General features: G+C 76.2%; 1 protein-coding gene. It reads right to left on the bottom strand.

Going from position 1 to position 635, the window contains the following annotated elements; genetic code table 11:
- Positions 1-162: 162 nt before the first annotated feature.
- Positions 163-635, bottom strand: a 473-nt coding sequence (locus HMPREF0731_RS22580; protein WP_040614546.1) for a hypothetical protein, incomplete at its 5' end; no start/stop codon positions are given.

Genomic DNA, 635 nt, shown 5'->3' with positions numbered 1-635 from the left:
TCGGCGGGGCGGGCCGGGCGCGGCGGTGGCTCCTGCGGCGCCTTCTGCCCGCCGCCGCGCAGTTCGTAGGATTTCACCAGAGCCATGGGCCGACCTCGGTCAGAGCGTTTTTCGCATCCCTTCCTAGCGCGCGGGGCTGCACGGACCCTTGCCGCCGGTGCCTCAGAACAGTTCGATCCCGGGCGGCGCGGCGGGGCGGGCGGTGACGCCGTGATGCGCGTCGCGCTGCGCCTGCATCACGTAGCTGTCCTGCATGTGGCGCAGCAGCGCCTCGGGCGGCGGCGGCGGCGGGTGGCCGGCGGGATCGCGCAGATGCGCCGCCAGCGCGGTGGCGTGCCCGGCCAGCGCCTCCAGCGCGCTGCCGGCCTGGCCCAGCTGCTGGCGCAGGATGTCCTGGAATTGCAGCGTCGCCAGCGCCTCCAGCACCAGGCCGCGCAGCGCCTCGGCCTGGCCGGGGTCGGCCGCCTCGGCGTCCGGCGCCGGCGCCAGGGCGTCGATCCGGTTCAGCCGCTCATGCAGCTCATAGGTCACGTCCTCGCTGCGGCGCAGGGCGGAGTCGAGCTGCTGGCGCAGCACCTGGGCGATGACCGGATAGGCCGCCAGCGCCTCCGCCAGCGGCGGGGCGGGCGGCGCGG

The organism is Pseudoroseomonas cervicalis ATCC 49957 (assembly GCF_000164635.1).
Lineage (GTDB): Bacteria > Pseudomonadota > Alphaproteobacteria > Acetobacterales > Acetobacteraceae > Pseudoroseomonas > Pseudoroseomonas cervicalis.
Note: the sequence above shows the minus strand (reverse complement) of the source record. Positions and strands in the feature narration are given on the sequence as shown.